This is a genomic window from Variovorax nivicola (assembly GCF_051216475.1).
Lineage (GTDB): Bacteria > Pseudomonadota > Gammaproteobacteria > Burkholderiales > Burkholderiaceae_C > Variovorax.
This window is the reverse complement of sequence record NZ_JBPJZK010000008.1, coordinates 14222-38854: the sequence shown is the minus strand read 5'-3', so window position 1 is coordinate 38854 and position 24633 is coordinate 14222. Positions and strand designations below refer to the sequence as shown.

Annotated in this window: 22 protein-coding genes; 11 read left to right on the top strand and 11 right to left on the bottom strand. The window is 61.6% G+C overall.

Annotated elements, in window-relative coordinates; genetic code table 11:
* Window positions 1-12 precede the first annotated feature (12 nt).
* The 5 genes from ACSFBF_RS27005 to ACSFBF_RS26985 all read right to left on the bottom strand — a co-directional run bounded on the left by ACSFBF_RS27005 (window position 13) and on the right by ACSFBF_RS26985 (window position 5080).
* Window positions 13-381 (bottom strand): Zn-ribbon domain-containing OB-fold protein, encoded by a 369-nt coding sequence (locus tag ACSFBF_RS27005; RefSeq protein WP_435460588.1) that lies wholly within the window; start codon window positions 379-381, stop codon window positions 13-15.
* Window positions 375-1550: a thiolase family protein gene (locus ACSFBF_RS27000; protein ID WP_435460587.1), complete on the bottom strand. Its 1176-nt coding sequence runs from the start codon at window positions 1548-1550 to the stop codon at window positions 375-377. Before ACSFBF_RS27000 ends, ACSFBF_RS27005 begins: the two co-directional genes overlap by 7 nt.
* Before the next feature lie 53 nt (window positions 1551-1603).
* The gene (locus ACSFBF_RS26995) at window positions 1604-2581 is read right to left on the bottom strand and encodes a Bug family tripartite tricarboxylate transporter substrate binding protein (protein WP_435460586.1); all 978 of its coding nucleotides are present in this window, start codon (window positions 2579-2581) and stop codon (window positions 1604-1606) included.
* 47 nt (window positions 2582-2628) lie between these two features.
* Window positions 2629-3954: an aromatic ring-hydroxylating oxygenase subunit alpha gene (locus ACSFBF_RS26990; protein ID WP_435460585.1), complete on the bottom strand. Its 1326-nt coding sequence runs from the start codon at window positions 3952-3954 to the stop codon at window positions 2629-2631.
* A 553-nt stretch (window positions 3955-4507) separates the two neighbouring features.
* On the bottom strand, window positions 4508-5080 hold the full coding sequence (locus ACSFBF_RS26985) for a MarR family winged helix-turn-helix transcriptional regulator (RefSeq protein WP_435460584.1): 573 nt from the start codon (window positions 5078-5080) through the stop codon (window positions 4508-4510).
* Window positions 5081-5221: 141 nt separating this feature from the next.
* On the opposite strand from ACSFBF_RS26985, the gene ACSFBF_RS26980 reads away from it, so the two are divergent.
* The 11 genes from ACSFBF_RS26980 to ACSFBF_RS26930 are packed head-to-tail and all read left to right on the top strand — an operon-like array spanning window position 5222 to window position 16025.
* A complete protein-coding gene (locus ACSFBF_RS26980) occupies window positions 5222-6829 on the top strand; it encodes an FAD-dependent monooxygenase (RefSeq protein ID WP_435460583.1) in 1608 nt (535 codons plus the stop codon).
* A gap of 2 nt (window positions 6830-6831) precedes the next feature.
* Window positions 6832-7563, top strand: a complete 732-nt coding sequence (locus ACSFBF_RS26975) for an SDR family NAD(P)-dependent oxidoreductase (RefSeq protein WP_435460582.1) — start codon at window positions 6832-6834, stop codon at window positions 7561-7563.
* A 10-nt stretch (window positions 7564-7573) separates the two neighbouring features.
* Window positions 7574-8629 (top strand): Ldh family oxidoreductase, encoded by a 1056-nt coding sequence (locus ACSFBF_RS26970; RefSeq protein WP_435460581.1) that lies wholly within the window; start codon window positions 7574-7576, stop codon window positions 8627-8629.
* Between the two features lie 24 nt (window positions 8630-8653).
* A complete protein-coding gene (locus tag ACSFBF_RS26965; RefSeq protein WP_435460580.1) occupies window positions 8654-9055 on the top strand; it encodes a RidA family protein in 402 nt (133 codons plus the stop codon).
* A gap of 4 nt (window positions 9056-9059) precedes the next feature.
* Window positions 9060-9968 carry a fumarylacetoacetate hydrolase family protein gene (locus tag ACSFBF_RS26960; RefSeq protein ID WP_435460579.1) on the top strand — a complete coding sequence of 303 codons (909 nt, stop codon included), beginning with the start codon at window positions 9060-9062 and terminating at the stop codon, window positions 9966-9968.
* On the top strand, window positions 9968-10894 hold the full coding sequence (locus ACSFBF_RS26955) for a VOC family protein (protein ID WP_435460578.1): 927 nt from the start codon (window positions 9968-9970) through the stop codon (window positions 10892-10894). Before ACSFBF_RS26960 ends, ACSFBF_RS26955 begins: the two co-directional genes overlap by 1 nt.
* Window positions 10895-10912: 18 nt before the next feature.
* Window positions 10913-11848 carry an amidohydrolase family protein gene (locus ACSFBF_RS26950; RefSeq protein ID WP_435460577.1) on the top strand — a complete coding sequence of 312 codons (936 nt, stop codon included), beginning with the start codon at window positions 10913-10915 and terminating at the stop codon, window positions 11846-11848.
* Complete coding sequence (locus ACSFBF_RS26945) at window positions 11845-13170, top strand: aromatic ring-hydroxylating dioxygenase subunit alpha (protein WP_435460576.1); 1326 nt, start codon at window positions 11845-11847, stop codon at window positions 13168-13170. Before ACSFBF_RS26950 ends, ACSFBF_RS26945 begins: the two co-directional genes overlap by 4 nt.
* Entirely contained in the window at window positions 13167-13664 is a 498-nt protein-coding gene (locus ACSFBF_RS26940; protein ID WP_435460575.1) for an aromatic-ring-hydroxylating dioxygenase subunit beta, read from the top strand. The genes ACSFBF_RS26945 and ACSFBF_RS26940 overlap by 4 nt, the downstream gene beginning before the upstream one ends.
* The gene (locus tag ACSFBF_RS26935; RefSeq protein ID WP_435460574.1) at window positions 13661-14407 is read left to right on the top strand and encodes an SDR family NAD(P)-dependent oxidoreductase; all 747 of its coding nucleotides are present in this window, start codon (window positions 13661-13663) and stop codon (window positions 14405-14407) included. Before ACSFBF_RS26940 ends, ACSFBF_RS26935 begins: the two co-directional genes overlap by 4 nt.
* Window positions 14408-14414: 7 nt before the next feature.
* Entirely contained in the window at window positions 14415-16025 is a 1611-nt protein-coding gene (locus tag ACSFBF_RS26930) for an AMP-binding protein (protein ID WP_435460573.1), read from the top strand.
* Between the two features lie 550 nt (window positions 16026-16575).
* Here ACSFBF_RS26930 and ACSFBF_RS26925 read toward each other — a convergent pair.
* From ACSFBF_RS26925 to ACSFBF_RS26900, 6 genes are all read right to left on the bottom strand, one after another.
* On the bottom strand, window positions 16576-17358 hold the full coding sequence (locus ACSFBF_RS26925; protein WP_435460572.1) for an SDR family NAD(P)-dependent oxidoreductase: 783 nt from the start codon (window positions 17356-17358) through the stop codon (window positions 16576-16578).
* A 91-nt stretch (window positions 17359-17449) separates the two neighbouring features.
* Window positions 17450-18460, bottom strand: coding sequence for a transketolase family protein (locus tag ACSFBF_RS26920; protein WP_435460571.1), 1011 nt, complete (start codon window positions 18458-18460; stop codon window positions 17450-17452).
* Complete coding sequence (locus ACSFBF_RS26915; protein ID WP_435460570.1) at window positions 18457-19308, bottom strand: transketolase; 852 nt, start codon at window positions 19306-19308, stop codon at window positions 18457-18459. The genes ACSFBF_RS26920 and ACSFBF_RS26915 overlap by 4 nt, the downstream gene beginning before the upstream one ends.
* Window positions 19309-19321: 13 nt before the next feature.
* Window positions 19322-21205, bottom strand: coding sequence for a TRAP transporter large permease (locus tag ACSFBF_RS26910; protein WP_435460569.1), 1884 nt, complete (start codon window positions 21203-21205; stop codon window positions 19322-19324).
* Window positions 21206-21262: 57 nt separating this feature from the next.
* Window positions 21263-22282, bottom strand: a complete 1020-nt coding sequence (locus ACSFBF_RS26905) for a TRAP transporter substrate-binding protein (protein ID WP_435460568.1) — start codon at window positions 22280-22282, stop codon at window positions 21263-21265.
* Window positions 22283-22320: 38 nt separating this feature from the next.
* A complete protein-coding gene (locus tag ACSFBF_RS26900) occupies window positions 22321-24633 on the bottom strand; it encodes a molybdopterin-dependent oxidoreductase (protein WP_435460567.1) in 2313 nt (770 codons plus the stop codon).

The following is a 24633-nucleotide window of genomic DNA, read 5'->3' as shown; positions in this document are numbered from 1 at the left end:
CGTGGGGTGATATCAGAGGCCGCGAACTTCTGCATGGAAGAGGCCGTGGCGAAGATGAATCCTGACCTGGGTACCTACGGGGAGCATGCGATCCACAGTCACAAATAGAGAGAGCTGCGCCGCTGTCTTCACGCTGGCAATATGGACGGGCAAGGCAGCGGTCCACGCTGGATCGAAGGTGCGATGCAGCCGCGTGGTGGACAGGACGATTGCGTCACCACTGTCGGGCACATACTCGATCTCGGGGGCCAGGCAGTGCGGACAGAAGGACTGAGGCGGATAGAAGCGATGCCCGCACGCTCCGCACCGCGGCACTGCGAAGCCGGTGGCCTGTGCGGCGTCGATCAGCGCCTTCATTGCGTTCGATGAGGTGGTCACCATGCGCCCTCCAGCAACGTTGCGCCGCTGCCGAGGCAGCGGTCGTAGACGGCCATGCCGTAGCCGCTGACGACGCCCCGTCGAGCGCCCCGGACTTGCCGTCCAGGCGCCTGATGCGACACTTGGCGAAGTACCTCCACGAGGCCGAGATAGCCTCCCGCCGCTCCTGCCTGACCACAGCCGAGTTGGCCGCCGCTGGTATTCATGGGGAAGTCCCCTCCAAGTCGCAAGTCCCGATCTCGCACGAGATGGCGGGCTTGCCCTTGCGCACAGAATCCGAGACCTTCGAGCTGCATTAAGACGATGGCGGGACAGTCGTCGTAGGTTGCAACCACGTCGATGTCATTTGGCCGGCATCCCGCCGTCGCGTACAGGCGTTCACACTCGAGAAGCCAGCCCCCGCGCAACACCGGATGTTCGTTGGGGTAGGCATTGTGGCGCTCGACCACGCTGAGGATGCGGGCGTAGGGGATCTGGAGAGCCTTGGCATGCGCTTCGCGCAAGACGAGGAAGCCCTCGGCGCCGGCGCAGGGCATCACCAAGTCGAGCTTGTGAAACGGCTCGCTGATTGCAGGCGCAGACAGGTAGTCATCGAGGGTGATCGGCTTGCGCAGTAGCGCATGCTCGCAGAGGCTGGCGTTGTCGCGCTGGGCTACGCACAGACGACCGAAGTCATCGCGAGAGGTGCCGGTGGCGTCCATGTACTGCCGCGTAATGTGGGCGAATGGCATTGTGGGGCCGCCCGCGCCATAGGGGAACACCGCGTCGTTGGATGCGACCGAGAAGCCGCTGATGATGTCCTTGAAGCCATCCGCGGGATTGCTGTCGGCTCCAATGCAAGCTACGACGGATGCGTCGCCTGCCTGAACGGCGCGAGCAGCCCGGCGCAGCGCCATGACGGCGCTTGCGCCCCCAAAAGGCACTGCCTCCAGCCAACCGGGCGAGATGCCCAGCGACAGGGTAAGCGATGCGACTGGATTCGGCGCCAAGGTGAAGCTCGAGGCGGCCAGCCCGTCGATCTCCGCCTTGTCCAGGCCGGATGCGCCCAGCATGGCACGCAGGCACTGCGCGAAGTACCAGTCAGCCGGCTCACTGCTGTAGCGCGCGTAGGCGACCGACACGGGAGCTGCGATGACAACCCCGCCGAAATCAGAACTGGGTTTGGAAGACACGCGCGGTCTCTGGTCGAAGAGAGGTGGTCGTTGATCGATTCGCCAAGGCGTGTTCAGTCGGCACTGATCTTTGCGTCCTTGATGACCTTGCCCCAGCGCTGTGCGTCCGCTTGGATTCGTGCCGAGAGCTCGGCCGGAGAACTGTGGATAGGTTCGAGGCCGATGGGCAAGGTGGCATCCTGCAGAGCTTGTGACTGGACAATCTTGGTGAACTCCGCGTTCAGCTTGTTGACGATGGCATCGGGTGTGCCCGTGCGCGCAAACATGCCGAACCAGAACAACAGCTCGATGCCCTGGTAACCGAGCTCGGCCAGCGTCGGGATATCCGGAACCTGAGGCAGCCGCTTGGACGACGCGACGGCGAGCACGCGCAACCGACCTTCCTTCACGTAGGGAAGGCTGGTGCTGACGGAGTCGAAAAAGAAATCCACGCGATTCGAAAGCAGGTCTAGCAAAGCGGGTGCCGAGCCTTTGTAAGGGACATGCGTGCCCTCGATGCCAGTGCGCGCCTTGAACATTTCTGCGAGCAGTTGTCCGCCAGTGCCGACGCCTTGGGAAGCGAACGTCAGCCCCCCGGGCTTACTCTTGGATTGCGCGATCAGGTCGGCAACCGATCGCAGCGGGCTGTCGCGGTGCACGACGAGCCAATGAGGCGTTTGCACGACCGGCGTGATCGGCGCGAAGTCGCCGGGCGCATAGCCGAGCTTGGAGAAGAGGAATGGATTGAGCGCCTGGGATCCCATGTTGCCCATGAACAGCGTGTAGCCGTCGGCTGGCTGATTCTTGACGGCGGAGATTGCGACTTGGCCGGCGGCGCCCGGCCTGTTGTCGATGATGACCGGCTGGCCTAGGGATTCGCTCAACTTCTGCCCTACGAGGCGGGCGATGGGGTCTGCGATGCCGCCCGGCGGAAACGGAACGATGATGGTAATGGGCTTCCTGGGGTAGTCCTGCGCCCGTGCGGGCAGCGCAAGTGCGGATGCGGCCAGGAGGCATGCGGTGCTGAGCAAATCGCGGCGGGTGTGTGTCATCGTAGAGCTCCAGGGGTGTATGGGATGAGGGGCGCAGAAGAACTCGCTTAGGAAACTGTGGCTGGCGTGCCCTGCTGCATCCATTGCGCCCAGGCCCGGAACTGATTGCGCATCAGGATTTCGCTTGTAGCGCTGTGATCGACGGCGAGGTCTGTGCTTTCGTCGGCGCGGTGAAGACGGTGCAGGCTGACCCAGGGGTTGGCACGGGAGTGCAGTGCGCGTTGCATGCCCTCGAACACGTGCACGTCATCGTGGGCCACTGGCGACATTGGCGAATAAACCAACCGGTTGTAGTGCATGGTGCGCGCTGCCAGTTCGGCAGGCGCACCTCTTAGTTGCAATGCCCAGGCCTCGACGACGATCCGATCCACGCCGAGGGGCCTCACCACCCGCAGGAGTTGGGGCGAGCACTTCAGGGCAAGGCTTGGAAACAGAATGGCGTTCTGTGGTGCGAAGGAAAGAATCTGTCGTGCTTTGTCGGGTCCATGCACGTGCGCGAGTGATGCCTCATACTCGTTCAACGCGTGATATCCGGTGTGCAGGCTCGCCTTTGTGCCGAGGATGCTGTGACCATTGTTCAAAATGCGCGCACCTATGCCGCGGACGAAATCAAGCCCTGAACCAAACGGCAGAAGCTGCTCGACCGCCATTGGGGTGGCAGATCGGTCGACCTCTGCATCCCATGCATTCTTCGCTGTCACGACAACCGATTCGTGTGTGGAAATCGCGTGGACGGCGTCGTTCACATTCTCGAGGTACATCTTCCAATTGCAACGAATGGTCGATCGGATGCAGCCACCCACTACAGAGACGTCGCCTTCGGGCGATCTGTCAATGAGGTTGTCGATCACCTCCAGCATTCCACCGGCGTACGTCTCGAAGTCCGGGCCCTCGGGTGAGAGTCTCACGAAGACGAAGCCACGATAGTTGCGTATCGCAGGCTTCGAGAGACCCTCACTTGCGGGGCAGGCGCGCACGTTGGTGTACTCGTACTCCGCACGAAGAGGCATGGAGATCAGCGAGCCATCGAGCTTGTACGTCCATGCGTGATAGGGACAGCGAATGACCTTGCCCGCGTTGCCGCTGGGCTCCGAGAACAGCGTTGCCCCCTTGTGGGCACATCGGTTATGCAATACGGACACCGATGCATCGGCTTGCCGGATCATCATGAGTTGCTGACCCGCGATCGTCACCGTGTAGAAGTCGCCGGTGTTCGGAATTTGGCTGGCATGCCCGACGTACTGCCACGTGCGTACAAATAGCATCTCCTGCTCCAGCGCGAAGAGCTCTGGATCAATGTAGAGGTCCGCATGGACCTGATCGGTTCGGATCAGATCGGCGATGGCCGCTTGGTTGTTGCGATATCTGCTCACGTGGGCTCCGTCGTGGCTGCCTAGCCTCCGAATCGAAGACCAGGTTTATGAGTATTCTCTGGAAATATTCTATGTGACATATCACAAGATAGTCAATATGGCGCAGCGAGAGTCTGGCGCGACGCTGCGCGAATGGCGGCCGCTATGCGACGCGCACATGTCAGTTAGAACATCTGCGTCCGGGACGATCTCTGTGAGACCGACTGACGCTATCGACTGCCGGCTAGGCGCTGCCGCGACGTCAATGGCGCTGGATCGCGCCGAGGGAGTGAGGCGGTGCTGCCAAGTTCGCGCCCTTCACGGGGCGTATCAGGCGCGGCCCATGCAGGCCAAGCGCCAAAGCGGGTCTGACTCACGGCCAGCGTTCAGAACGCTGCATTGGGGGTGCTGCCCACGGTGTCGCGTCCGCGATGTCTCGCAGCCGTTGATTCCGAGAGGAGACCGTGAGTGCACGGCATCGTGCTGACGGCGGTCGCAAAGCTGCTGCGTGCAAGTCGGCGCAAGGCGCGCGCTGCGCATCCGGGACGTGCACTGCTGTAAGCCGAGGATTCTTTCAGGACGGATTGCCTTCAAAGGGCGTGTCGACGGCCAGTAGCAGCTTGCGCAGCCCGGTGGAGATGGCGCTCAGGTCTTGCGCGGAAAGCGAGTCGGCCAATGCATGCAGTCGGCGCACTCGCATCTCTAGCGCAGCGTCGATGACGTTGCGGCCCGCATCCGTGAGGGCCAGCAAGATGCCTCTTCGGTCTTCGGGGTGGCGCTGGCGGCGGACGAACTGGCGCTCCTCCAGGCGGTCCACCAGAGACGTCATGGACCCCGAGGTCAGGATGGCGATGCGGCTGAGTTGGGAAAGCGATTGTGGCTCCGGATCGTGACGGCGCAGGGCCGCGAGCACCTGAAACTGCGCGCTCGTGATGTCCTGCATTTTGGCGATCCGGGAGAGTTCTTTCTCGAGCAGGTTCGAGAGCCGAAGAACGCGCATGAGAGGCGAGAGACGGTGAATCTGAAGATCTGGGCGGTGCCGATCCCACTCCATCACAAAGTGATCTACGTAATCGGCCGTTTCCAAGTCCGCGCCAGTGGAGGCCGGCGCTTTCGGTTTGCGGGAGGCGGTGAGGGTCTGTGTCATTCCTCCTAGTTTACGCGGTTCAAGTATTCCTCAATCAAGTATCTTGACATCAAGTTTTATCGATTTATGATCGTCATGTCTTGGTCTCAATCACGGTCCGGTCTCTCAGGGGAGGTCGCCGTTCCTGCGGAGCTTCTTATCTTGAATGCAACCATTTCCTCATTCCCGAACGCGGACGGCCGCCCGGTGGCCATCATTGGTGCAGGGCCAATCGGTCTGCTCACAGCACTGGGGCTTGCCCGCTACGGCATTCCTGTGCAGGTCTACGAGGAGGATGGGCAGTTATCGATGGAAATCAAAGCCGGCACCATCCTTACGCGGACGTTGGAGGTGCTGCGCCGGTATGGCGCCGTGGATAAAGTTCTGGCGTCCTCGTTGCGCATTGACGAGATCGGCGAGGTGGACCGTCGCACGCAGACCGCCCAGTTCCCAGTTCCTCTTCACCTGCTTGGCGATGAGACGCGATTCCCGTTCGTCATCAACATTCCGCAGCACGACTTCGAGCCGGTTCTCGCAGAGGAGTTGAGTACGCGAGAGACCGCAAGCCTCCATCTGGGGCACAAGCTGGTCGGCTTCGAAGACCGGGATGACCATGTGCTGCTGAAGCTCGACACGCCCGAAGGCGCCAAGACCGTCGAGTGTGCTTGGATGCTGGCGTGCGATGGTGGCCGGAGCATGGTGCGCACGAAGTTGGGCATAGAGGCCGAGGGCTACTCGCTCGATGAAAAGTACGCGCTGGTGGATCTCAAGCTGGACCTGGATATCGGCAACCCGCGCGACTATCCCTACCTGGCCTATTTTTCGGACCCCGAGCAGTGGATGATTCTGGTGCGGCATCCGAAGTGCTGGCGCTTCCTGTATCCACTTTTACCGGGCCAGGACTCGCCGACGGACGCTGAGTTGCTGGAAAAGTCGTTGTCCTTCATCGGCCAAGTGGACAACGTCGAGGTGATCAGCAAGGTCATCTACAACGTGCATCATCGCGTTGCAAGCCGCTGGCGCAGCGGCCGCGTCCTGCTGATGGGCGACGCCGCCCACCTCATCACGCCCATGTGGGGTCTCGGTATCACCACCGGTGCACTGGATGCGTCGAATCTTCCCTGGCGCCTCAACTGGGTGCTTCGAGGGTGGGCCGACGAGAGCCTCATCGATGGCTATGAGCGCGAGCAGCGGCCCATGGCAATCAATGGATCGGGCCAGGTGGCAGAGGCGGCGCGCCTGTACATGGCCCGTCGCAAGGACAGCGCCATCGCAATGACCGACAACAGCTGGGCGAACGCCTACACCCGGGGCTTGCTCGGCGTGAAGTTGGATCTGGAGGGGCATGGCGGCGGAAGCCTTTTCAAGCGCAGTACCCGCCCGGCGATCGAAGTGGGGGATCGTCTGCCCGACCATCCCCTGCATGGCAGCGATGGGCGCGTGCTGCGTGCGCATGACCTCTGTCAGGATCGATTTGTCGCGCTGTACTTCACCGATGCACGCCGCCGCCCCTCGTTGCCGGCGCACGATTCACCGGCCCTCGCGCACCGCGTCGTCTCGCGCTGGGATGCTCCACACGATAGCGGCCTGCGCGATCGCGCGGTGCTCGATCCGGGGGATGCATTCATGAAACGGTTGGATGTCCAGCCCAACACCCTGGTGCTCGTTCGGCCGGACGAGCATGTCGCGGCCATCGTTTCGATGGATGGGGCAGACGCCGAAGCGCTCTACACGAAGATCACGGGCGTGCTCCCGCCAAAGGGAGCTTGACGATGAAAGTCTCCTATGACTTCAGCGGGCACACGGTGCTCGTCGTGGGTGCTGCTTCGGGCATCGGCCGCGAGACAGCCCTGGCAGTTGCCGGATGCGGGGCCAAAGTCTGGGCGGTGGACATCGACGAAAAGGCGCTCCACGCGCTCGCTTCGGTTGCTCGTATCGAGGTCGCCACTCTCGACATAGCGGACTCGCATGGCTGCCAGCAGTTGGTCGACCGCATTCTGGCTGCGGACGGACGCGTCGATGCGGCGGTGCTGACCTCGGCGATTCAGGAACGCTCAAGCATCGAGGACACAACAGATGTGCAATGGCAGCGCCATCTCGACGTCAATCTATCGGGGGTTTTCTATCTGTTGCGGGCACTCCTGCCAGCGATGAAACGCCAGCGCCGCGGCTCCGTCGTTGCGTTCACGTCGGGTTTGGCCAGCAATGGCTGGCCCGGCGCTGCGGCGTATGCCGCGACGAAAGCGGGAATCATCGGGCTCGTCAAATGCGCTGCGCTCGAGGCTCGCGAATTCGGCGTTCGCGTGAATGCACTCTCGCCCGGGCTCGTTGCGACACCCGTCTTCCTCAAATCGGCCAGCGCGGAGGAGCTCGCGGGCTACGAGCGCACTTTGGGCGTCTCCCAGCCTTCGGCCGTAGTTCCCACGTTGCTTCATCTGATCTCGGATGGCGCCAGCACGATTTCCGGGAACGTGGTCGAGCGCAGATTGATCCCCGCGTCTTGAAGGGCTCCTTATGAATAACACCAAAAATCTGAGCGTGGCACCCGGTCGTCTGATCGAATGGGCAGCGCAAATCCTTGAATCCTGCGAGGTGCCGGCTGCCGATGCGCAACACACCGCGGCAGCACTCGTCGAGGCCGATCTGCAGGGCGTGGCGTCTCATGGCTGCATGCTGCTGCCGATGTATGTGGAGCGCCTGCGTGCCGGCAGCGTCAAAGCCAAGCCGGTGTCCAACGTCGTTGAAGACCGTGCTTCGTTGCTGGTTCTGGATGCCGACCATGCGCTCGGCCAAGTCTCTTCAGTACTGGCGACGGATCTGGCGATCCAGCGAGCACGTCAGACGGGCGTGGCCGTTGTCGCGGTACGGCATGCGTTTCACTTCGGAACGGCAGCGTACTGGAGTGCGCGGATTGCAGAAGCTGGCCTGATTGGCGCAGCGATGTCCAACACGCGTCCGCTGATGCCGGCGCCCGGCGGCGCGGAGCGTGTGGTCGGCAACAACCCACTGTCGTTCGCATTCCCGGCGCTGGCGGGCCGACCCATCGTCATCGATATGGCGACCAGCAATTCAGCCATGGGAAAGATCCGCAACGCAGAGCGCGAGGGCGGGACCATCCCGCCAGGCTGGGCAACTGACAAGGGCGGGCGGCCGACGACGTCCCCGAGCGAGGCGATTGCAGGGATGCTTCTGCCAGCCGCTGGTCCAAAGGGTTTTGGGCTCGCGGTCATGGTCGATCTTCTGTGTGGTGGGCTCTCCGGCGGGTCTATGGCTGCGGAGGTTCAGCCTCTTTATGGCGCCTCCGATCGTCCCTACGACTGCGCACACTGGTTTCTTGCCATTGATGCGGGGGCGGGCATGCCCGCGCGAGCCGAAGCGTTTGCCGAACGCATTCGCAATTCGGTGCGCGCGCCCGAGGTGGCTGCCGTCTACGCCCCGGGCGATCTTGAGCGCGAACGCCGTGCACACAACCAGCACGCGTTGAAGCTCTCGCCAGAGCTTGTCGCCCAGTTTGACAGCCTCGCGCAATCCGCTCGCGTGGCGCCCCTCGGCGCGACGTCGACCCTTTGATCCAACCACAGAGAGAAAACCATCATGAGCACGAAGAAGCAACACTCCCCCGCGTCGCTGGCGACGCCGAACGGACACTTTTCGGCCGCCATCAGCGTCAAGCCTGCGGGCCGCATGGCCTTCATTTCGGGAATGACCGCGCGGAAGGCGGATGGAACCATCGCCGGCATCGGTGACATCGAAGCGCAAACCCGCCAGGTCTGTGAAAACCTGAAGGCCGCGGTGGAGGACGCGGGCGGCACGCTGCGCGACATCTGTCGTGTCGATGTCTACGTTCGCAACATCGAGTACTTCGACATCATCCACAAGGTGCGCCGTGAGTTCTTCGAGGCCCCTGCGCCGGCGTCGACCATGGTCGAGGTCAGCAAGATGGTCAAGCCGGAGTACCTGATCGAGATCAGCGCGATCGCTGTCATCGAGGACTGAGACCATGGCACTTCGACTCGGAACTGTTTTGCTGCGCGGAGCTGAGCGCGCGGCCTGCCTGGACGACGAGGGACGCGTTCGCCTTCTGCCTCTGGAGCTGGGCGATGTGCTGGACATCGTCTCGCGTGGGCCGGAGTTTGCGCAAGAGCTGAAGGTTCATGCCGCGAACTCGATCGACGTCGTCGCCCTGGAGGATGTGAAGGTGCTGTCGCCGCTCAGAAGGTTCCGGCGTGACGTGCTCTGCACCGGCTGGAACTACTGGGACCATTTCTACGAGAGTGAGGGCAAGCGCGAAGGCCAGGACGTGCCCAAACCTGACGCTCCCACATTCTTCACGAAGGCGCCAGCGACCGTGATCGCGCCCTGCGATCCGATCGCCTTCGATAGCAAACTTTCGGCCAAATGGGACTACGAGGCCGAGGTCGTCGTCGTCCTGGGAAAGCGCGGTCGCAGCATTTCGATTGCGAAAGCAATGGACCATGTCTGGGGTTACTGCCTGGCCAATGACGTTTCGCAACGCGACCTGCAACGCCGTCACGGGGGACAGTGGCTCAAGGGGAAGAGCATCGACGCGACGATGCCACTTGGGCCCTGGATCGTTCACCGTGATGACGTCGCGCTTGAAGCGCTTGCCATTGAGTGCGAGTTGAATGGCAGGACCATGCAGAGCGCCACTGTTAGCGACATGGCGTTCCCGATCCCAGAACTCATCGCTGAGCTTTCCTCCGGCATGACGATCGAGGCGGGTGACGTCCTCCTCACCGGCACCCCGAGCGGTATCGGCAATGCACGCGTGCCTCCGGTTTTCCTGGCCGATGGCGACCGCGTGATTGTTCGAGCCACGGGGCTGGGCGAGTTGGACAACAAGGTAACGGCCACCGACCTCACGTCCTATCGAGAAGGAGACTTTTGATGTCTTCCGCACGCGTGCATTCACTTGCAGGATATGGATTTGAAGTGCCTGACGTCGAGGTAGCGCGCAGCTTCTACACTGCGTTCGGTCTGCAACCCAAGGCGCATGAGGGCGCGCTCGCGTTGGGATGTGCCGATGTGGCAGCGCCGAGCGTGCTGGTACTCCAAGGCCCACCGGGCTCCATCAAGCGCCTGCACCACCTCTCCTTCTTCGTGGAGGCGGCCTACTTGCCGCGCTTCGAAGAGCGGCTGAAGGCGCTGGGCACACCGGCAGCAGCGCCGCCGTTTGCCGGTCTTCGCCCGGGACTTTGGTTTCAGGATCCGTGGGGGACATGGTTCAACCTCACCCCGCGCACGCCTGCCGATGAAGTCGTCATCGAGCCGTTCGTCGTGGATCACAAGCGGGTGGACCGACATCTTTGGACGGAACTGCCCAAGCAAGTCCTGCCCAAGAAATTGGGACATATGCTGCTTTTCACCCAGGATTTCGCAAAGGCGGAGGCTTACCTGAGCGAGGCATTGGGTCTGCGCACGACGGACCGTGCCGTGGGCAAGGTTTCGTTCATGGCGGGCGGCGAAGGCGTTCGAGATCACCACTGTTTCGGTCTCATCAACAGTACGCATCGCGGATTCCAACACGCGAGCTTCTACGTGGACTCGTTTGACCAGCTCGGCTTTGGCGGCTGGCAGATGCGAGAAGCGGGGTTCGCCGATCAGTTCGGGCTGGGGCGCCATGCCCTGGCTTCGAATTTGTTCCTCTACATCCGGGATCCCTGGGGCAGCTGGGTCGAGTACTACAGCGATATGGACAAGATCAGTGAAGCCTGGGTCACGAGGGACTGGAACCAGCTCCCCTATGTCTGGGGACCGAAATGGTCGCCGGAGTTCTGGGGCAACGAAATGAACGCGAATCTTGAGCCGCGCTGAAAACGGCCCGGACCGCCCATGAATCCCATTGCTCTCGATGTTCACGCGCATCTGGTGCCCTTCGCAGCCGAGCGCTTGGCGGGTCTTCCGGGCGTTGTGTGGCATTCCGAACCGCCCAAGCTGACCGTCGACGGCCATGCCATCGGTATTGCGAATCTGTATTTCCCCGAGCGTCTGCTGGCTTGGATGGAGGAACACTCCGTGGACAGGGCGCTGGTTTCCGTGCCTCCGCCCCTGTATCGCCAGCAGCTCGATGAGCGCGCGGCCGAACTCTGGGCTCGAGCCTTGAACGATGGGCTGCTCGAGTTGACCGCGGCGCATGACCAGCGACTTTCTGCGCTTCTTCATCTGCCCATGGAACATCCTGCGCTGGCGCTGCGACTGCTCAGGCACTATGAGGGACACCAGTTCGAGGGTGTCGCGCTCGCCGCGGGCGGCGACCCGCGAATCCTTTTTTCAGATGCGGCCTACGAACCACTTTGGAAGATCCTCGACGACAAGGGCGCATTCGTCTTCCTGCATCCGGGTGCATGTGCCGACGGCCGGCTCGCTTCCTTCTATCTGGAGAATCTCATTGGCAATCCCATGGAAACCGGGGTGGCTGCCGCACATCTGGTGATGGCGGGCGTGCCCGCCAGATATCCGAGGGGGCGATTCTGTCTCGCCCATGCAGGTGGCGTCTTCACATCGCTGGTCGGGCGCATGGAGCGCGGATTCGAGACCCGCCGCCCCGGCGTGGATCACGAGGTGGAGAGGCCGTTGCAGGCGGCAAGGCGCTTCTACGCGGACTGCATCGCGCACCATCCCGGCGTCCTCAGCCTGGCGAGAGACGTATTCGGACCTACCCACATCCTATTCGGCTCTGACTGGCCCTTCCCAATGGGCCTGCCCGACGGAATGCCTGCAGAGCAGGAAACAACAAATCAGTTCATCGCTTCCAAAGGACGAACATGAGTAACGTCAATCGGTATCGCAACGATGCCAAGGCCATCGCTGCGCTGATCAAGGTCGACCAAGTACATCGTGATGTGTACGTGGATCCGGAAATCTTCGACTTGGAAATGGAACGCCTGTGGCGGCGCGCCTGGATTTACGTGGGGCATGAGAGCCAGGTGCCCGAGCCGGGCGATTACCTGACCGCCGATCTTGGCAATCAACCGGTCCTTCTCGTGCGACAGCCGGATCATAGCGTCCGCGTACTTCTCAATCGCTGTGCCCACAAGGGCGCCAAACTCGTCACGGCCCCGACAGGCAACACCGGTCGCCAGTTCCGTTGCCCCTACCATGCCTGGATCTACCGAACTGACGGAAGCCTGGCGGGTGTTCCTCTTCGCAGCGGCTATGAAGGCACAGAGTTCGCACAGGCGCCGGCCAGCGGCGGCATGTGCCGCATTCAGAACGTTGCCTCACGGCGCGGCTTCGTCTTCGCCCGCCTGTCTGACACCGGACCCGGTTTTGAGGAGTACTTCGGCGACTCCTTGAGTTCCATCGACAACATGGCCGATCGTTCGGCCGAAGGCGAACTCGAGGTTGTGGGCGGTTGTTTGCGGTACACGCACAACTGCAACTGGAAGATGTTCATCGAGAATCTCAACGACACGATGCATCCGATGGTGGCCCACGAATCCTCGGCAGGTACAGCGAAATCCCTGTGGAAGGATGAGCCCTCGGACAAAGTCAAGCCGATGGCCATCGAGGTCATGGTCCCCTTCACTGAAAACTACCAGTTCTCTGATGCGATGGGTGTGCGCGTGTTTGCAGGCGGGCACAGCTACACGGGTACCGAATCGATCTCGCTGCATTCGAGCTATTCGCAGGTGCCGGCATACGAGGAACAGCTCGTTGCGGCTTATGGCGAAGAGCGCACGCGCGCGATTCTCGGGACTGTGCGTCACAACACTGTCTATTACCCGAGCCTGACCGTCAAGGGAGCCATCCAGGCAATACGCGTGATCCGGCCAATCGCGGTGGACAAGACCGTCGTTGAGTCGTGGACCCTGCGTCTGAAGGGGGCGCCCGATGCGCTCCTGCAACGCACCATGATGTACAGCCGTCTGATCAATTCACCGATGTCGGTGGTCGGCCATGACGACCTGCATTGCTACCGGTCCATCCAGGAGGGATTGGCTGCCAATGGCAATCCATGGATCAGTCTTCATCGCAATCATGTCAGTGACGAAGAGAAGGCCCGTGACCTCACAGTCAATGGAACGAGCGAGATATCCGTGCGCAATCAGTTTCGTGCATGGTCGTCGATGATGGGAGAAGAGGAATGATCGAAGTTGCCAAAGAAATCAGTCAAAACGACCTCGTCGCTTTCGTCGTTGGCGAGGCGCGGCTGCTCGATGAGCGGCGCTACGGTGACTGGTACGAGCTTTTCGCCGACGATGGCGTGTACTGGATTCCTCTGCAACACGACCAGGTCGATGCAGTCAGCCACAACTCGCTCATGCATGAGGATAAGCTGCTGCTACGGCTTCGCGTCGAACGGCTTGGTCATGCGCGCGCGTTTTCCCAGCAACCTGTGAGTCGTGGATTGCACGTTCTTCAGCAGCCCACGGTAGAGCGCTTTGATCCCGAGCGCAACGACTACCTGGTTCGGACTTCTTACACCTATCTCGAGGCGCGCGGTGAAGAGCAGTTTGTCCTGGGCGCCGTCTCTTGGCACACCTTGGCGGTTGACGCAAAAGGCAAGCTTCGAATCCGAACTAAGCGGGTCAACCTACTCAATTGCGACGCTGCGCTGCCTTCGGTGCAACTTTTCCCATGAGTAGCGGTGACATCTTTACGGGTCGCCGTGCACTGGTGACTGGCGGTAGCGCCGGGATCGGCGCGGCTGTGTGCCATGCACTCCTAAGTCAGGGCGCGGAAGTCGTTTCCCTGTCTCGCGACAAAGGCTCCTTATCTCACGCCGCTTTCGCGCAGCATGAGGTCGATTTGAGTGACATCCGTTCGACGCGAACAATGTCGCTGGATCTCGCGAAGCAAGCGCCTTTCGACATCTTGATCAACAACGCGGGTGTCGTGCGAAACACGAGGCTCGAAGATGTGGCGGATGAGGAGTTTGAACTCCTCGTGGACCTTCATCTGCGGGCCGCGGTGGTGTTGGCGCAAGCTCTCACGCCCGGCATGCGCGAGCGCGGTTTTGGCCGGATTGTGAACCTGTCGTCGCGCGCGCTGGTCGGAATGGCGGGGCGCACCGTTTATTCTGCGACGAAGGCTGCGCTGGTGGCGATGACGCGTACGTGGGCGCTGGAGTTGGGCCCGTATGGGATCACCGTCAACGCCGTGGCACCCGGACCGACCGTCACGCCGATGCTCGTGGCTGACATTCCGGCTCAGAGCCAGAAAGCCCGTGACCTTGCGGCTGCATTGCCGATGCGTCGCCTTGGAGAGCCCGAGGATGTCGCGCGCGCGGTCCTTTTCTTTGCCGACCCGCGCAACAGCTGGGTGACAGGGCAGAACCTTTTCGTGTGCGGCGGCGCCAGCGTCGGCACTGCCATTCCAATCTGAACCGCATATGTTGAACGCCCCCAGCTCCGTTTATCAAGCCTTTCGTCAAACCGCGGATCGCACTCCTCAGGCTCCGTTCGTTCACATTCCAGCCACCGCCGCTGCTAGCTACGCCCGCGGTCCACTGGATCTGACCTATGGTGAGGCCGCGCGCTTGACCGAGTCGCTAGTCCCCTCTTATCGCGAGAGCGGCCTGCGAACGGGCCATCGTGTGGCTCTGCTGCTGGACAATCGGGCGGATTTCTTCGTGCATTGGCTGGCGCTCAATGCGCTGGGCATCTCGATCGTGCCACTCAATGCGGAAGGCAGCACTGCGGACATGGCTCATGTCGTGCGCGACAGCGGTGTGGCCATGGCCGTGGCCTTGCCCGAGCGACGCGCCCTGCTCGAGGCCGCGGCTCCGACTCTTCCAGTGCATGTGATCGATAGCGATCCGCCGCATTGCCTGCAGGCGTCACCAAATTCCGGGCGCGACGAGTGCTCGCTCGTTTATACGTCCGGCAGCACCGGTGCGCCCAAGGGGTGCATGTTGTCGAACCGCTATTTCCTGGCCTTCGGCACGTGGTACATAAACGTCGGCGGGCTGTGCCACGTTCGCAACGGAGAGGAGCGGCTGATCACGCCGTTGCCGCTCACGCACATGAACGCTCTGGCCTGCTCGACCATGGCCATGGTGCTGTCGGGCGGCTGCATCGTACAGCTGGATCGCTTTCACCCTCGATCATGGTGGCAGGTCGTAGCCGAGAGCCGCGCGACGATCGTTCACTATCTGGGTGTCATGCCTGCCATGCTCCTGCAAATCCCGCAGGGAGAGCACGAGCGACGTCACGCGCTGCGTTTCGGATTTGGTGCGGGCGTTCATCCATCCCACCACAAGGCCTTCGAGGAGCGTTTCGGTTTTCCGCTGCTCGAATCTTGGTCGATGACTGAGGTGGGGGCGGGTGCAGCCATGGTAGCAAGCGAGGAGCCGCGCCATGTGGGGACTCGGTGTTTCGGCCGGCCCACCAATGCAATGGAATATCGCTTGGTAACACCCGACGGCAATCAGGTCCTCAAGGGCGCGACTGGCGAATTGCAGGTGCGCGCCGCTGGCGAGGATGCGCGAGGGGGATTCTTCAGCGGCTACGCAGGTCAGTCCGTGTTGACGGAGGAGGCTTGGTCCGATGGATGGTTCCGCACTGGCGACATGGTGCGCGAAGGCGATGACGGGTCGTTGCACTTCGTGGATCGTAGCAAGAGCATTGTTCGTCGCAGCGGAGAAAACATTGCGTCGCTGGAAGTGGAGGGCGTGTTGAACCAGATCGCCGGGGTGCGAGCCGTTGGTGTGGGGCCAGTCGATGACGAGTTGCGAGGCGAAGAGGTGATGGCTTGCATTGAACTGGCCGAGGGGGTCGCGCCGACGATCGACACCGCTCGGCAGATATTCGACTCTGCGGGTAAGAAGTTGACCTACTTCAAGGTTCCGGGTTACATCGCTTTTGTTGCAGCGTTGCCCCTGACAACATCGCAGAAATTGCAACGCGGGGAGCTCAAAACGATGGCGCGCTTGCTGGTACAAAGCGGGAATGTTTTTGACCTGAGGTATTTGAAGAAGCGGTCGTCGAGGGGCCAGCACTGACGGAGATCAGCTCACTGGCTGCCACCGGAGCGGCAGGGGGTCGTCGCAGCGATAGTCGGATGAAGAATCCCTGAGATGCTTGGGTCTGAGGTTCGGTGGCGCGTCGGTTGCACCGGCAGTGACTCCGGGCATCGGCGCCACACCCATAGGAGCTTGGCTGAGCTCACGCCGGCGAGAGCCCAGAAGCTGGCGTGCCAGCCGCCCGCCTGAAGCAACCACCCGCCGATGATCGGTACAACGATGCCCCACGAGCTTTTCGCAGTTCAGCCGTGACGGCGACGCGCGTCTCAGCTCGCGTTGTTTACTTGCATACCCCGATGTGCATGGCTCCATCCGTTCGTCAGAAACCTGTGGTGTGGACCGCGCAAACGCTTCACCACGCGTCGCAAAACTAGAAGGTCCATGCACCTCGTAACGAGCCTGAGATCAGGCGACCGTTGGGCGAACGCCTTAGGAACATGGCTGGATCGCGGTGCCAAGCCGCCGAGCGTCAGGCCGTCCCCCGTCCACGGGATCGCCTTCGACGTATCAGGGGTAGCCGGGGTGCTTTTCAAGCGTTGTTGAAAAGGTCGCGGACGATGATGCCGCTCGCCAGGAATCCGCCATCGACGGGCAGGGTGTGGCCAGTTAGGTAGCTGGCGCCGGTGGAGGCAAGGAACGACACGGCGTGGGCGATCTCCTCCATGGAGCCGTAACGTCCCATTGGGATCATGCTCTTGTAGATGTCGGCCGTGCTGCCACCATGGTTCTCGCCGGTCAGCGACGTCTGGACCGGGCCGGGCGCGACCGCGTTGACCGTGATGCCATCTTGTGCCACCTCGACCGAGAACTGGCGCGTCATGGCGTTGAGCGCTGCTTTGGACGTGCCATAGGCGAGGCGGCCGGTTCCTGCTAGATCGGCGCTGACAGACGAGATGTTCACGATGCGTCCCCATCGATGCTCGCGCATGGTGGCGATGCACAGTTGGGAAAGGCGCATGGCTGCCGTCACGTTGATGTCCATGCTCTTGCGCCAGTTGTTAATGTTGAAAGTGGCAGCAGCTTCCACCGATGCGAAGCCGGCGCAGTTGATCAAAATCTGCGGGCCGCCCACGGCGGCGACCAGATCCGAGAAAACGCGCTCGATGGCGGCGATGTTGGACAAGTCCACCGCGTAGGGATGGACCGTTCCCCCTGACGCGCGGACCGACTCCGCCACAGCGTGGGCGCTCTCGGCATTGCGATCGAGCAAGCACACCGTCGCCTTCTCCTCAAGCGCAAATTTCTCTACGATGCAACGCCCGATGCCACTGGCACCCCCGGTCACGATGCAAACACGATCTTGGTGATTCATGGCGAATCCTTGTTGAGATGGCGATGGGCCCGCTCAGGGGCGGGCGCCCGCCCCCTGAACGCCCGCAGACGCGAACGGCGAGGTGGAAGCCTTATAGCCAGTTCTTGATGCTGGCCATCATGGCCTTGCGTGAGATGCCGTACCGATCCTGAAGGACTGGCAAGGATCCCGCGTGCAGAAACGCATCTGGCAAGGCAATCTGGTGGAACGAGCACGACACGCGTGCGCGCATCAGCGTGCCCGCAACCGCTTCGCCCAATCCGCCAATGGTCGTGTGGTTCTCCGCCACCACGACCAGGCGGCCGCCCTTGCTGGCTTCCGCAATGATCGTCGCTTCGTCCAGCGGCTTGACGGTGGGCACGTGCACAACGCTCACGTCGATGCCATCTTTCTCCAGCTCCTTGGCCGAATCCAACGCCCGCATCGTCATGAACCCGGTCGCGATGATGACAACGTCACGGCCGCCTCGCAGGACCTTGGCCTTGCCGAGCTCGAACTTGTAGTCGTACTCGTCAAGGACCAATGGCACATTGCCGCGCAGCACTCGCATGTAGACGGGGCCGGGATAGGCTGCGATGGCAGGCACGATTTGTTCGATGTCCAGCGCGTCGCACGGATCTATCACGACCAGGTTCGGCATCGCGCGAAAAATGGCGAGGTCGTCTGTCGCCTGGTGGCTTGGGCCGTAGCCTGTGGTCAAGCCAGGCAGGCCGCCGATCAGCTTGACGTTGGCGTTTTGCTCCGCGACAGCTTGCGACATGAAGTCATAGCAGCGGCGCGATGCGAAAGTCGCATAGGTCGAAGCAAAAGGGACGAAGCCTTCCTTTGCCAATCCTCCCGCCGCCGTTGCCATCAGCTGCTCGGCCATCCCGACTTGGTAGAAGCGGTCCGGGAAGGCCTGCGCGAAGATGTGCATGTCGGTGTATTTGGCCAGGTCTGCGCTCATGCCCACGATGCGCGGATCCGATTCGGCCAGGGCGACCAGTGCCTTGCCGAAGGGCGTGGCGCGGACGCGATGCCCTTCTTCGACGTTCGAAGCGATTTGCGCCATGGGCTTCGGCGCTTGGACTGTTGTTTGTTCCATCACGGTGCTGTTGTTCATGCTACTTCTTTCCTCAATGCGCCAAGGCGCTCGTACGCTGACGACCACTCAGGTTTTTCCAGGCGGATGAAATGGTTTTTCTCGCGCTTCTCCAAGAAGTCCACACCCTTGCCCATCTTCGTGTCGCAGATGATGATTCGAGGCACGACGTCTTTCAGATTACGCGCCATTTCAAACGCATCGACGAGGGCCTCCAGGTCGTTCCCGTCCACGCGTTGTACGTGGAAGCCGAAAGCGCGGAACTTGTCGGTCAGTGGTTCCGTCTTGAATATCTGGGTACTCGGGCCATCGGCTTGGACGCCATTGAAGTCAACGATGCCGATGATGTTGTCCAGCGCGAAGTGCGACGCGGCGGCCGCTGCTTCCCAGGTCGGACCCTCGGCCATCTCTCCGTCGCCCATGAACGTGTAGACGAACGCCTTGTTATTCTTGCGTTTCAGTCCAAGACCCATGCCTACCGCCATTGGTAAGCCGAGGCCAATGGAGCCCCCGGACATTTCTGCGCCGGGGGTATAGCCCGACATGCCCGACATCGGGAGACGGCTGTCGTCGCATCCGTACGTGTCGAGTTCATCTTCGCTGATGTATCCGGCCTCAGCCAGGATCGCGTAGTGGGCGATGCCGTAGTGTCCGACCGACAGGAGGAAGCGATCGCGGTCCTCCCATTTCGGCTCTTGTGGCCGAGTCTGCATCGAGTCGAGGTACGTGACGGCTAGCAGATCGGCCACGCCCAGCGCCTGGGCGATGTAGCCCTGGCCGTGGATCTCTGCCATGCGTAGCGCGTTGATTCGAACCTTGTACGCTCGCGCTGCCAAGTCGCGCAACCGCTCTGTCTTGGGGAGTTTCATGAATACCTTCCTTTTAGGGTTGTGATGTGGCGAGGAAGCCGATCGAGATCCAGGGCACCGCTGCGACGACGACCACGCCGATAAACAGCGCCACCATGTAACCAACGATCGGGCGGATGCCTTCGTCGGGATGGATCTTGCTGATTGCGCATGCGGCGTAGTAGCCCACGCCGAAAGGCGGAGCGAAGAGGCCGAGGCCCATGGAGAGCACGACCACCATCGCGTAGTGCACTTCGTGGATCCCCACGGCCTTGGCGATGGGAAAGAGAAGGGGGCCGAAAAGCACCACAGCCGGAATTCCCTCGAGCACGCTTCCCAACACAATGAAGGCGACGATGGACACCGCCATGAAGACGGGCGCACCACCGGGCAAGCTGGACATGTATTGCGCGAGCGACGCGGAAAAGCCGGACTGCGTCAACGCCCATGCCATGGCGGTGGCCGCGCCGATGATGAGCAGGATGGCCCCGGTCAGGGACGCGGTGTCTACCAGCATCGGGAACAGCCGCGACAGCTTGAACTGGCGGTACACGAGAATGCCCATCAGGCAGGCGTAAACGATCCCAATCGTCGAGACTTCCGTGGCGGTTGCCACGCCCTCTACCACTGCGGCCCGGATGATGAAGGGCAGGGCCATCGCCGGCAGCGCGACCAGGAAGGCCTTCCATATCTCGCGTTTGGTGGCGCGTTGCACGTCGTCGAGGTTCTCGCCGCGATAGCGCCACCAAACCAGCGCGCATAGCGCCACTCCGAGCACCACGCCCGGCAGCAATCCGCCTGTGAAAAGCGCCGCGATGGAAACCCCCGTCACAGAGCCGATCGTGATCAACACCAAGCTGGGCGGAATTGTTTCCGTCTGTGCGCCGGTTGCTGAGAGCAGCGCCACGAGGTCGCCCGGTTTGGCGCCCCTCTTCTTCATTTCGGGAAACAACACTGGGGCGATGGCCGCCATGTCCGCGGCCTTCGATCCTGAAATGCCCGATACAAGGTACATCGCGGCGATCAGCACGTAGTTGAGTCCGCCGCGAACGTGGCCGAGCAGGCTGGCCAGAAAGCCGATCATGGCCTTGGCCATGCCCGTCATTTCAATCAGAAGACCGAGAAACACAAACATTGGGACGGCCAATAGGATTAGATGTCCCATGCCTTCATCCATACGACCTACCACGATGACGGTCGGTGTCGCCGTAGTAAGACCGAGGTAGGCGAAGGTGGCAAGCCCAAACGCGAATGCAATCGGGACGCCCGTCAAGACCATCACGGCGACCAATCCCACGAAGAAGATCAACAGGTTGGCGCTGCCGAGTTTCGCGAAGACGGGCTGCAGCAACCAGAACGCGGCGACGATGATTGCCACGGTGGCGACCGCCTTGACGAGGTGGCGCACACTGGTCACCTGGGCCAGTTTGAGGAATGCGACCACCGTCATAAGCGCAAAACCGGCCGGCAGTGCGGCCGCGCGCCACGCGTTCGACACCTCCAGAGCGGGAGTAGTCATCATCACCTCGTCGGAAGCGAACTCGTACGAAGGGTGAAGCACCAGGAGCAGGAACGTGATCGGCACAACGATGGCGATCACGTCAACGAAAGCTCGCGTGTTGGGTTTGAGTTTCCCTACAAGCGCAGTCATGCGCATGTGCTCGCCGCGCTGGAAGGCGGCGACGGAACCGAGCATGGCGAGCCAAAGAAAGACCATCGCGGCAAGCTCGTCTGACCAAACCAGTGGGCTGTGGAACACGTACCGGCTGGCCACGCCGATGGACAGTACGACGATATCTATCACCACGAGCAGAGCGCACGGGACTTCGATCAGGGGACGCATCCTTGCATCGAGGCTGGCCGCGAAGCGTGAGAGCCCTGTGGGGTGACCAATGGGAATGGGAATGGCTGTTTTCATCGCAACATCCTTGATGGGTACGCGGATGGAAGCCCGCCACGGCGGGCTTCATGAGTTTTAGAGCGAAGCGCCAGCGCTTTTTTCCAACAAGGCCCACAACGGGTCGCCCAGCCGGGTCTGCCACTCTTTGTAGAAACCAGCTGACTTGAGCTTCGCCTGGAACGGCGTGCTGTCCACGCTGTTGATGGCGAGACCGCTGTCGGCAACGTGTTTTTCGAGCGACACGTTCTGCGAGATGACGTCTTCGCGCTGCAGCAGGCAGCAGCGGTTCACATGCTTTTCGATGACCTGGCGCACGTCCGCCGGCAGCTTGTTCCAAGTCTTGCCACTTGCTAGGAACCAAAATCCGTCCCACATGTGGTTGGTCTTTGACAGGAACTTCTGGACTTCGTATAGCTTGGCCGAATCGATGGTCACAAGCGGGTTTTCCTGCGCGTCAGCGATCTTGGTCTGCAGTGAGGAATAGACCTCGGCAAAGTTGATCGACAGTGGTGCCGCATCGAAGCTCTTGAACATCGACGTCCACAGGGGCGCAGGTGGGACGCGGATCTTGAGATTCTTAAGATCAGCCGGTTGATGGATCGCGCGCGTGGACGTCGTGATTTGCCGGAAGCCGTTGTTGAAAATCTTTTCGAAGGGATGCAGGCCGGTTTTGCTGATCTCTGCACGCACGAACGCGCCAAGCTCGCCGTCCATCGCGCTGAACACTTTCTGGTAGTCCGAGAACGCGAACCCGATGCCGCTTATGGCCGCTTTGGGCACCATGGACGAAAGGATCAGGGGTGAAAGCGTGAAGAAATCCAAGCCACCCGCACGCAATTGGGCGAGCATGTCGGTGTCGCCGCCAAGCTGGCTATTGAAGTACACCTGCAGGTCCACTTTGCCATTGGTCTCAGCGCGGATGGCTTCCGCGGCTTCCTTCATGCGGACCGTGAGGGGGTGGGCTGCGGGCGCGTTGTTGGCGTACTTCAATGTGAAATCCGCAGCGTGTGCCGGACGCGACTGGCCCCAGCCAGCCAAGCCCAGTGCTGTGCCGGTTGCGACGCCAAACATCTTGCGACGTGAGAGTTGATACATGACATGTCTCCTTGTGAAAATGGTGAAAGGCAAAGCCGTCAGATGCCGCTGTCATCCGCCCGGTCGGCAAAGGCGGGCAGTTCGAAGGCGGTCACTGGCGGCGGCTCGCCGGTGAAGCGCTCCAATTGAACGAGGCACGATTGGGCAGCGCAGCCTTGCGACAGTCCTGAGGCCGGAACGTCGTTCGTCAGGACGTTGGGATTGCCATGCTTGTCGAGTCCAGTGTCTGGATCGGGGTCGTACCAGGAGCCTGTGGAGATACGGCACACGCCTGACATCACGTCGGCCGAAACGGTGGCGATGGCCAGGCAGGCGCCTCGGTCATTGAATACGCGCACCAGATCACCGTGTTGGATGCCTCTAGCGCCCGCGTCGTCGGCACTCAGGTAAACAGGTTCGCGGCCGTGTACCTTCGAGGCCATGCTGTGCGGGCTCGCATCCAGCTGGCTGTGCAACTTGTTGCGGGGCTGGTCCGTCAACAGATGCAATGGGTACTTGCCCGTCAGATCTGATCCCAACCATTCGGTCGGGGCAAGCCAGGCCGCGTGACCGACGCAATCGCTCAATTGGAACGATTCGATATCGCGGCAAGTGATCTCAATCAAGCCAGAGCGCGTCTTGAGAGGGTGGGTTAGCGGGTCTTCGCGAAAGGCGCTGAACATGACGTGACTGGACCCGGATGCGTCCAGATCGATCAGTCCCAGTTCCTTGAACGCTTCGAAGTCCGGAAGCGCGATGCCGACGCGGTCGTACTTGGGCACCAGATCTTCGTACATGACCCTCAGCCATGCGTCGGCCGAGCGTCCTTCGGTGAACACGTCGGCGCACCCCAGCTTGCTGGCAATCCCGGCGAAGATGTCGTAGTCGCTGAGCGCATAGCCCACGGCCTCAGTCGTTTTTGACATCCAGACCAGCACGCCCTCTTGCGATGCATAACCGATGTCGTCACGTTCCAGGGAGGTCGTCGCGGGCAGCACAATGTCTGAAAACTTCGCAGCGGCGGTCCAGTATTGTTCGTGGAACACGATCGTTTCAGGCCGTTGCCATGCCTTCACCAGCCGATTCAGATCCTGATGATGATGAAACGGGTTGCCGCCGGCCCAGTACACCATTCGGATGTCAGGGTACGTGTAGGTGGTCCCGTTGTAAGTGAAGGCTTCGGTCGGGTGAATCAGCAGGTCTGCAATCCGCGCCACTGGGATGAACTGCGTCACGGGGTTGAAGCCTTGCGACAGGGTGGGGCCACCGATCTTGCGATGGGGTGTTCCCATTGTGTTGGCAGGTCCGTAGCCTGCGCCGAACCCGCCTCCGGGCAGCCCGATCTGACCCAACATGCAAGCCAGAGTCACCACACCCCAGAAGGGCTGCTCGCCCCGTTCGGCACGCTGCAGCGACCACGCCACATTGAGCATGGTCCGGTTTTTGGCCATGTCGCGGGCCAATTGGTACGTTACTTCGGCGGGAACGCCGGTGATGGTCGCAGCCCATTGCGGCGTCTTCGCAATGCCATCCGTGGCGCCCAGTAGGTACGCCTCGAAATTGATATACCCCACGCAGTACCGACTCAAGAAATCGACGTCGTGCAGTTTCTCGTCGCGCAGCACCCAGCACAGCGCCATCATCATCGCGACGTCGGTGTTGGGCCGCAACTGGATCCATTCGATCGGGCCGCCCGTCTCGATGTTGTCGTTGACGGGCCCCAAGTTGACGATTCGCACGGCGGCTCGGTGCAAAGACGCGAGCCCGTCGCGAACCCTGTGGCGTCCCACGCCGCCGGGAGATGACTGGGCGTTCTTGCGGGGCACGCCGCCAAAGGTCACAAGCAGTTTGGTATGTTCAGCGAGAACATCCCACGTGTGGTGGATGCTGATGAGCTCGTCCATGCCTGCTACCACGTGCGGCATGATCACGTGCGCCGCCCCAAGGCTGTACGAGTCCTTGTGGCGCACATAACCGCCTGCGGCGTTTAGGAAGCGGTGGATTTGACTCTGGGCATGGTGAAAGCGCCCGGCGCTGGCCCAGCCATAAGACCCGCCGAAGATTGCCGAATTGCCGTGGGTCGTGCGCACGCGCTCGATCTCGGCGGCCACCAAACTGAAGGCCTCTTCCCATTCGACTTCGACGAACGGTTCCCGACCTCTGAGTTCGGGGTTGGCGCCAGGCCCGTTCTCAAGCCAGCTTCTGCGCACCGCTGGTTTGCGGACACGAAGCCGGGAAAGTTCGGGCGCAAATTGGTGCAGTCCGATGGCCGATGGATCTGGATCGTGCCGGTACGCGGCGATGGACGGCTCTCCAGCGGCCGTCTTCTCGACCTCGTACAGGCCCCAGTGGGAAAGGGTATATCGAGCCAC